We start from the raw sequence: 8,837 nt of genomic DNA on the forward strand, positions 1-8,837 counted from the left end.
TTATATATAAGCCTTATATATAACAACTCAATATAAGGCTTATATATAATGACTTGATATACGTCTTACAATGATGTAATATATTTTTAGGAATAATTAACCAACGTTTTAAGGGGAGGACAACTTGAACGAGGTATTAAGTGAAAAATATAAACAAAACAAATTTACTGAAGAAGTTGTAGAAATGTTTGCAGACATTATTGAAGAAGACGAAATACTCTACAATGTGTTTCATTACATAGGATCTCAAGTAAACAAACAATACCAAGAGACAAAATATATGAGAGGTATTTCAATAAATGAGATAGTAGAAAGTGTTGTTATTGATAGGAGAGTAAAGAAACCTAAGGGTAAATCCTATTCATTAGAACTCGAAAGAACTAACATTTCAAGAAGATCGGCAGAAGGTAGTGTTGCTACTTTAGCTTCAATGTCATTAATAACAGAAAAAATTATGCATCCGTATAAGTTTTTAATTTCAACTATTAGGGGACAACAAGTATTAATTGAATTAGGGAAACGTAAAAACAGTAATGAGAATAAGGGAGAGATAAAATAATGGCAAAAAACTTTCTGAAAAACGAAGTAGCAGTAAAAATGACTATGGTTGGTTTTGGTCAAGCTGGAACTAGAATGGTAGATAAGTTTGCTGAGTATAAACATACAGACGGTACAGCAGTTTATAATTGCCTAGCATTGAATAGTAATGATGGGGATTTAGCTGAACTGAAAAATGTGCCGAAAAGTAACCAAGTTTCACTAAAATTAGGTGGTTTAGGTAAGAATCCTGAGCGTGCTGTAAAGGTTTTAGAATCTAATGAAGAAGCTAAAGATAAACTAAAAGAATTTATAACGGAACGTGTTAGACCAACTGATGAATTAGTACTATTTTTTGCAGGTTTAGGTGGTGGTACAGGTACATCTACAATTATTCAAGCAATTGAAGAATTCTCTGCTTTTCATAATAAACCTGTAATTGCTGAAGAACTTAAAAGTATGGCAATGAAAATTCCTAGAGAAGAATTAATAAAAAATCAACAAAAGTATGCAAGAATTGCTTTCAATAATGCCATTGAGCGTAAAGATTTTATTAAAATGGGTATTGTGGTTACACTTCCAGTTAGAGCGGATGGGCCTGATGTACTAAGACAGGTGAATAAATTTTCACAAGAAATTTGGAAGTTAGCTAATGATCCAGCAAAAGGCGTTGCATTTGTTGTATTTGCAGATAACCAACATTTCTATGATGAGTTTAAAGGATTAAATGAAAATGAGAAAAAAGGCATTGGAAACTCACGAGACTATGCAAATCAGCGTATTGGAGATATTATTCATGAGTTAAACACAGCTGCAAACGGTTCAGGAACATCAGTAATTCTAGATTCTCAAGACTTTAAACGAATTTTACTAGAAAGAACAGGCTGTTTAGTAATTAATAAGGTTTCACGTAATATGAATCAAATTGAAAACAGTAAAGAAATTGTAGATATGTTCTCAGAATCATTGAAAGGAAGTTCATTCCATCACCCTATTGACCTGATGAAGACAAATGAAAATGGAGATTTAGAGGCATCGAAGGTACATCATTTTGGTATGTTAGCAATTCTAGATGAACAGAAGAACATTGATGATTCATTTATGGATGATGCAAAAGTAGAAGTAACAAATAAACTCCCAATCAATGGAACTGTTTTTAATGGTTATTTAGTCAGTAAAAATGACTTTATGGGTAGCGTATATACTTTCTATAAGACAGATGCACTACCATCTCGATTATCTAAAGGATTAGTTGAAGAATATAATGAATTTAAGGAAAAACAGAGTCAAATTCATTATACAAAGTCTCAAATTACTACTATTGAAGCGCAAGATTCGGATGATGATTTCAATATTAACTTTGGTGATTACTTTGAATTAGAACCAGTTAAAGATGAAGAACCACAAACGCAAAATGATGAAGAATTAGCAGCATTTATGGATCCTGATAAGATGTTTGGAACAAAATAAAAAATAAGCCTGGAATTTTCCAGGCTTATTTTTCTGTTTTCATTACACTTTTCATGTATTCAATCATGTTCTCATCGATATAGTTTTCTATGAAAAGTTGTTTTCTCGCAAGATCTTCCTCTTTTTTAAACCAACCAACTTTTTTAATACGAGTTTCTTCTGGTTGTGCACTCCACTCTCTTTCAGCTTGTTTTCTTAACTCTGTACGCGCTCTATGTTGAATTATCATATTATCTAGTCTTTCTTGTCTTTGGCGCTCTTTTAGCATTTCAGGGTCTTCTGGTTCAGGTAGGACTGCACGTATAGCATCTTCAAACTTCCCTTGATACTCTAATTCAATATGTTGTAAATGCATTTGAATCTTTTGCTCTACTATTCTTTCAATAGTCGCTGCAGCTTCCTGCATGTTTAATTGAGTTGAGACTTCACTGGTTTGATTTTCTGGAGAAACTGGTCTTAGTTCAAATTGATGTGGTAAAAGCTCAATAATTGCATCTAGCGACCACTTTTCATCTCTCTTCTGCTTGATAAATAAAGCTATGTCTAAATCCAGGGTGTTATATAACTTTTCATTTGTATTATTGGTTCTTAATGTTCCGTGTAACCCCTTTTCCTCTAGGATATTGAACCAATTGTATACAGTGTTATGATGTCGGCCTACTAGTTTTGAAAACTCTGTTATGCGCCATGCTTTTTCAAATGCATCTTCATGAATAGAGTTTGTATTATTGGGTTCCGTATGTTCAGTTGTATTTTGGTTACCTTGTTCAATCATTGTTATACCTCCTTGAAATATAATGGCCACAGTAAAATGGAATTAACATAGAAATTGAGATTAACATGTTAAGTGTTTTTTCGATGATATAAACTCAAATACCTCTATCGATTGACATTCACATGAAATATATCATTGATATGTAAAGTATCACTCGTTAACATGACGTTGATAAATAAGAGTTTGAAACCAACTATTGTTAATGTCTTATTAATAATTTGTTAGTCATTTATGATTATTGTTGCTATGAAATTAACAAATTAGCCTACAATATATTAATGATAAGAAAATATGAGTGATTTGTAAATAAATTATAAAGATATAGCATTAAATTTAAAGACTTAAAAGCTAAAAAATATGTATAAATGTAAAATAAAAAGCCAATACTAATAGTAAATGATGGCCTACATTTATTATAATTTATGATGCTTGGCAGTAGAAAACTAAAAACTATATAGTTAAATGGTTTCAGTGGGTCTTTAGAATGCACATGAAGGTTAATGCGGGTTATTGATGATTGTGACAGTTAGTTCGGGGTTCGATTTAATAATGTCGTTGTATTAAAGCTGTTAATACCCTTTACAAGTGATCTTCATATAACCAATATTGATTCATTCAATAGTTACTTTTAGATTAGAAGTAATAAAAAGCGATTTATTGTTTTTTATTACTATCAAAATACTTTCAAAAATGTTATCTTCTCCGGCTTATCCAGTGAATTTTGCTATAAGAAAATGCCTCTTAATTGATATAGACGCCCAAAACGCTATTTGTATATATAATCTTAACTTTAGAGTCATTAATTGTTAATGTCATGTCAATATAAATTAATAGTAGTTTCATATCAACTATCATTAATTGATAGCTAGTTCTATTGATATGTTAATCTCAGGTTATATATCAATGATAAACAAAGAGAAAACTGTGGGTTTTTGGTGTCATTAATAAGAAAGTAACGAATATACGTAGTTCTTGTTATTTCTAACCACAATTATAGTTTTCTTTTTGCTTTATCATTAGAAATCTGCAGCGATATATGGATCTTCGGCTAATACATAGAACTCGAAAATCCGAGCTTTATGTATTTATGCGTATTTCAACTACATATTTGTTAATGTCATATTGATGTTAAGTAAAGAATTGTTGATATAAGATCGATAATAAAAACAGCAATCCGCTCAATGTGTTGTTTTTAGGCTACATGTCAATGATAAACATAGGGTAAAAGTTATTGAATTGCTGTAATTATTTATAATTGCGATCTAATTTTTAAACTATGTTTTGATAATATCGAAACATTTTCCGGGATAGCTCGTCATTAAATCCACTCCGAGAAAACTGCTACAGAAGACAAATTTCAACCAATGTAAATTTTAAAATCTTGACAGCTATAAGCGTTTCTCCTTTTTGACACCTTATTGTTAATGTTATGTCAATACCAATTAGGAATAATATTGATAACAAAAGTAAACAAACACCTAACATGTCAATCTCAATTGACATATCAATGACAAACAGGAAGTGAAAACCTGTATATTTTCATTGGTATCAACATGAGATTGATAATTGTGTGGTGTTTCTTTACTATGTCTTACTAGCATCGAAACATTTTTAAAGATAGTTTATTACTTAATTTACGCCAATTAATCCACTGTGACGGACTAATTTTTAACTGATGTGATCCTTGAACTTTCAATATGTACAAATGTTTTTCGAAAAGTCCTTATTTGTTAACGTTATGTTAATGTTAATAGATGAAGGATGGAGATAAGGGTAACGAGATTACTTAACATGTTAATCTCAGTTGATATGTCAATGATAATCGGAGATGAAACGTATTGGTTTTCTGTTGATATCAACATGAGATTGATAATTCTATGACTGCTTTATAGTCTCCGTTCAAAATAATTTTTAAGTATTACTAAGTAATTTTGAACAAAATCTATTATTGTGATGGTTATTTACAAGGAAGGGATTATGGTCAACAAGAATGCGCTTATTAGTACAATTAATTGGTTTGTAGAGAGTGTACTGTACCAAAAGAAGTAGGTAGAAAAGCATTAGTGAACGGTTAATAGGGGTAACTCTTATAGTTTGGTAAATATAGATTGCTAAAATAACACCTAATCTCCAAGAAGTTCTCGCTTCAAACAGTCCAAAAGGGATTAAGCGGTGAGATGCTCCTATATATTTGTAATGCGGAGTTTAATAATACTAGGAGATTATTTGATTTAATAAAGAATATTATGATTAATCTCTAGATTAAACAAAGAATTTTTAGTATATTCTTATTATAACTTGTTATTTTTTTTATTTTCTAGTGATTACATAAAGCCCTTCGGGTTACGGATTAAATTACACGTTTGTGTGGTATTTAACCTCCGTATTCCAAAGGGCTTTTTTATTTTACTAAGGGAAAAGGAGATATATGATGTCAGATAAAAAGTTAGCAGCAAGTAGATTATTAAGACCGGTGCGAAGCATGAGTAAGGGTAGTAATGAGAGATGGTTTGAATATTATAGAACAACATGCCCTATATGCGGTAAACAAGGATGGTGCATGGTTAATGATTCTGAAACAAAAATAATATGTGGGCGAATTCCGTCAGAAACAGAATTCGGGGAAGCAGGCTATTTACATGTAGTAGCTGAAAATCAAAAAAGGGGATATGACTTTTCTCAAGATCAGATGATTAAGGATCATAGTAAGAAAAATGATTACACCCTTGATATTATTTACACTTTATTCCTAGAACTTTTAGAAGTGCGAGATGAACATATAAAAATGTTAACGGGATCAAAACGTAAGATTACAAGTGAAGTAATAAAGATTAGAAATTACAAAAGTTTTCCTATTAAACCTTGGGATACTACGAAAGGGCTAATAAAAAAAATAGGGGGGAAAACAAGCTATATTGTTGGGATTCCAGGATTCTATGCAAAAGAATCAAAGGATGGAAGATATTTCACGTTTGCAGGAAGGAGAGATTCTTTATTAATACCGCAGAGAAATATTTATAATCAGATATGCGGTTTTCAATGTAGAATTGATAATCCTGAATATATGACAGTTGTAAAAAATCATAAACCAAGCTTTAAGGCAGAAGTTATTGAACAGCCTAATACTATAGAAGTAACCTATAAAATCAATGGGAAGATAGAGTCTATATTTAAAGGTAAAGTTGATGTTAAAGAATGGTATGAAATAAATTATGAAGGTGAAAAATTAGGTGAAGTACAATTAAAGTTAGAAAGTAAATATATTTGGATCAGCTCAGGTGGGAAGTTTCATGGAACAGGAGCTGGGGGCCCATTGCCAATACATGTAGCAGTACCTAGTCGAGAGTTGAAAAATTGGGAACGTGGAGAATTAATAAAAAAGGATAATGTATGGATTTCAGAAGGGAGTTTAAAGTCTGATATTGCTGCTGAAAACTTAGACGAGCTTCTAACAAATGAGGAAAAATTAATGTATGGTACTACTGTCGTATCGATACCTGGGGTTAAAGTATGGAGAATATTAATTGAACCATTAAAAAAAATGGGGGTTAAACAGGCGACGTTCGCTTTAGATATGGATATGATTACAAATTCTGATGTTCAGCGATCGTTATTAGAATGTGCGCAAGCACTTTATCAAGAAGGGATAAGTATTAATTATGCAAGTTGGGATATAAATCTTGGAAAGGGGCTAGATGATTTACTGTTAAACGATTATATTCCAGCAATAGAGAAAGTGAGATAAACGTTATTGTTCTTAGGTGAAATTAATTTGCTAATGAAAGGATAGCATTATCGGGATTTGAATGAATATTTAAAAATACAAATTTCCTTTGTTATTTAAGTAAAGTATTAAATTAGATTTATGTAAACATAAGTAGCGTCACTATAAGAAAATGGTGACGAAATAGATATCTCGGAAAATTTTAAGATTTTTCTAATAATTAAATTTACATTTTTTTGTAATCATATATTATATATGTATAGGGGAATTTTGGAATGAATCTAATGGGGAAGTTTCGTATCTATGTAGTATCAATAGTAGTTTCTAATTGCTGAATTCTATTCATTTATACGAGGTGAATCAAATGGGGAGAAAAGTTGATAGGAAGAAATCAAAAGAACAGTTTTTATATGAAAGAAAAAAACAGTTAGAAATAATGGAAGGCATTAGCAGTATCTGTAAAGGATGCGATATATATAATGAGTTAAAAAAAACGAAATCACATAAAGAAGTTGCTAATACATGTGCAAGGGATTGCAAATTAATAAACAGTTTACAAGAAGAGACAAAAATATTTTTAGAAACAATTCGCTAAAAAACAGAAAGGAGGAATAGGTATGAATCAATCATATAGCAGCTTAAATCGAGACGAATCATTAACAAGAACTATAACTTTAGGTTCTACTGCAAGAATTATTGTGCCGATGGTTAAACCTGAGGATAACAATTTTGAAATTAAGGAGATTGGGAATTATAAAGTACTGTCAAAGCAAGACAGTTTAAAGTTATTTCGACGGTACAAACATGGTGAAAAGGATCTACGTGAATATTTGTTCCATGTAAATATAGGCCTAGTACTATCCATTGCAAGAAAATATAAAAATAAGCACCCAGAAATAGAATTTGATGATTTAGTTCAAGAAGGTAATGAGGGAATGTTGCGGGCAATTGAGGATTTTAATCCTGATTTAGGTTATTGTTTTTCTACATACGCTTACTGGTGGATAAAAAAGAGTATGTTAGGGTTTATACGTAAAAAAAAGTCTGGGCCTTTTAAAATTCCTAACTATGTGAATCAATTTAATGTGAAATATGTTGAAATCGAAGATAAATATTTACAAATGCACAACAGAACTCCTACAGTCGAAGAGGTAGTAAAAGAGTTAGATGTAACTAGAGAAATGGTAGTTCGACACGACGTATATTATAAGCGAGTTACTACTATGACTTTAGATATAGATACAATAAATGAAGATATAGGTATATTGAACCCATTCTATGATGATAGTTCAGCAATTCCTTCCACAAATGAAATGATAATTGAGGACTTGAATTACGAGATATGGCTAATATTTGATGAAGTATTAAATCCGAAGCAAAAGATAGTACTAAATCTATGTTTTGGTCTACTAGATAGTAAAGTGTATTTGCATAAAGAAATTGCAAAAGCACTTATGATTACAACTGAAAGGGTATCACAATTAAAAGATGAAGCAATTAACAGATTGAAGAAATGTGACTATAAAGATGAAATTTTTAATCTACTACATGAAAAGTTGAAAATAATGGATGAGCTTAATTTGGCGTGAAAATGAATATCTATATTTATTTGAAAAGAAAGTATAATGTGCATGTTGTATCATTTTATTTTTTAATCTATTTCACAAAATTTTGCCCCTCGGGTAGCGTGAATTACAAATTTGTTGCTTAAGTTTGTAATAATACGAGACCATGAGGGGCTTTTTGTATCTAAAAGGAGGAAACAAAGTGATGCATTAAGGGTATCACGTGTACTATAAACTCAATAGATGTAAAATAAAAAGAAGGATAAATGGGGACTACCCGTTTATCCTTCTTTTTATTTACCATACTTAAAAAATAATATTATCCTTAATTTTCCTTAGTTTTTCAGTAGAAATATCTCATGATTAATTATGAAGGATGAATAATTTAATAACTCTCATTAATGAGGTGCCAATAGAAAGGAGGACGTGTTTGTTTTATGCGAAATAATAGGAAAAGGAACGTAATTAAAGAACGGATTAGACAAGAAAAAGAAAGACGTGAACGATTGCTAGCGGAGGAAGAAGAACAATATAGTGATATGCATGAGGAACAAGTAATTGAACATTTCCAGCAAGAGGAGTTTCAATATCCATTGAAACAAAGAGAAGAAGTTGTAAATTCAAACAATCAAAAAAATGAAAGTTTAAATAGTAATCCAGCTCTTGACTGGATTACAACAATTCAAAAACAGTCTGGCTTTTCTGAGAGTGATTTTGAAAACAAAAAAGCAGAAGAAGAAACAAGAAAACGAGAAGAAGCGGAAGC

At 30.8% G+C, this 8,837-nt stretch carries 6 protein-coding genes and 1 pseudogene; 6 read left to right on the plus strand and 1 reads right to left on the minus strand.

Features of this window, described 5'->3' with window-relative positions; all coding sequences use genetic code 11:
* Nucleotides 1–124 precede the first annotated feature (124 nt).
* Entirely contained in the window at nt 125–559 is a 435-nt protein-coding gene (locus V7038_RS25205; RefSeq protein ID WP_002162158.1) for a hypothetical protein, read from the plus strand.
* A complete protein-coding gene (locus tag V7038_RS25210; protein ID WP_002203167.1) occupies nt 559–2,007 on the plus strand; it encodes a cell division protein FtsZ in 1,449 nt (482 codons plus the stop codon). Before V7038_RS25205 ends, V7038_RS25210 begins: the two co-directional genes overlap by 1 nt.
* Nucleotides 2,008–2,032: 25 nt before the next feature.
* Here the strand turns inward: V7038_RS25210 and V7038_RS25215 are convergent, their stop codons facing one another.
* The gene (locus tag V7038_RS25215; RefSeq protein ID WP_335695805.1) at nt 2,033–2,782 is read right to left on the minus strand and encodes a MerR family transcriptional regulator; all 750 of its coding nucleotides are present in this window, start codon (nt 2,780–2,782) and stop codon (nt 2,033–2,035) included.
* Between the two features lie 2,431 nt (nt 2,783–5,213).
* On the opposite strand from V7038_RS25215, the gene V7038_RS25220 reads away from it, so the two are divergent.
* From V7038_RS25220 to V7038_RS25235, 4 genes and pseudogenes are all read left to right on the plus strand, one after another.
* Nucleotides 5,214–6,527 carry a DNA primase gene (locus tag V7038_RS25220; protein ID WP_335695806.1) on the plus strand — a complete coding sequence of 438 codons (1,314 nt, stop codon included), beginning with the start codon at nt 5,214–5,216 and terminating at the stop codon, nt 6,525–6,527.
* A 343-nt stretch (nt 6,528–6,870) separates the two neighbouring features.
* On the plus strand, nt 6,871–7,101 hold the full coding sequence (locus V7038_RS25225) for a hypothetical protein (protein ID WP_002162162.1): 231 nt from the start codon (nt 6,871–6,873) through the stop codon (nt 7,099–7,101).
* Between the two features lie 22 nt (nt 7,102–7,123).
* Complete coding sequence (locus V7038_RS25230) at nt 7,124–8,095, plus strand: sigma-70 family RNA polymerase sigma factor (RefSeq protein ID WP_335695807.1); 972 nt, start codon at nt 7,124–7,126, stop codon at nt 8,093–8,095.
* A 413-nt stretch (nt 8,096–8,508) separates the two neighbouring features.
* Nucleotides 8,509–8,837 (plus strand): annotated as a pseudogene (locus tag V7038_RS25235) (hypothetical protein); the annotation flags it as partial.

The organism is Bacillus sp. JJ783, assembly GCF_036963225.1.
Lineage (GTDB): Bacteria > Bacillota > Bacilli > Bacillales > Bacillaceae_G > Bacillus_A > Bacillus_A cereus_U.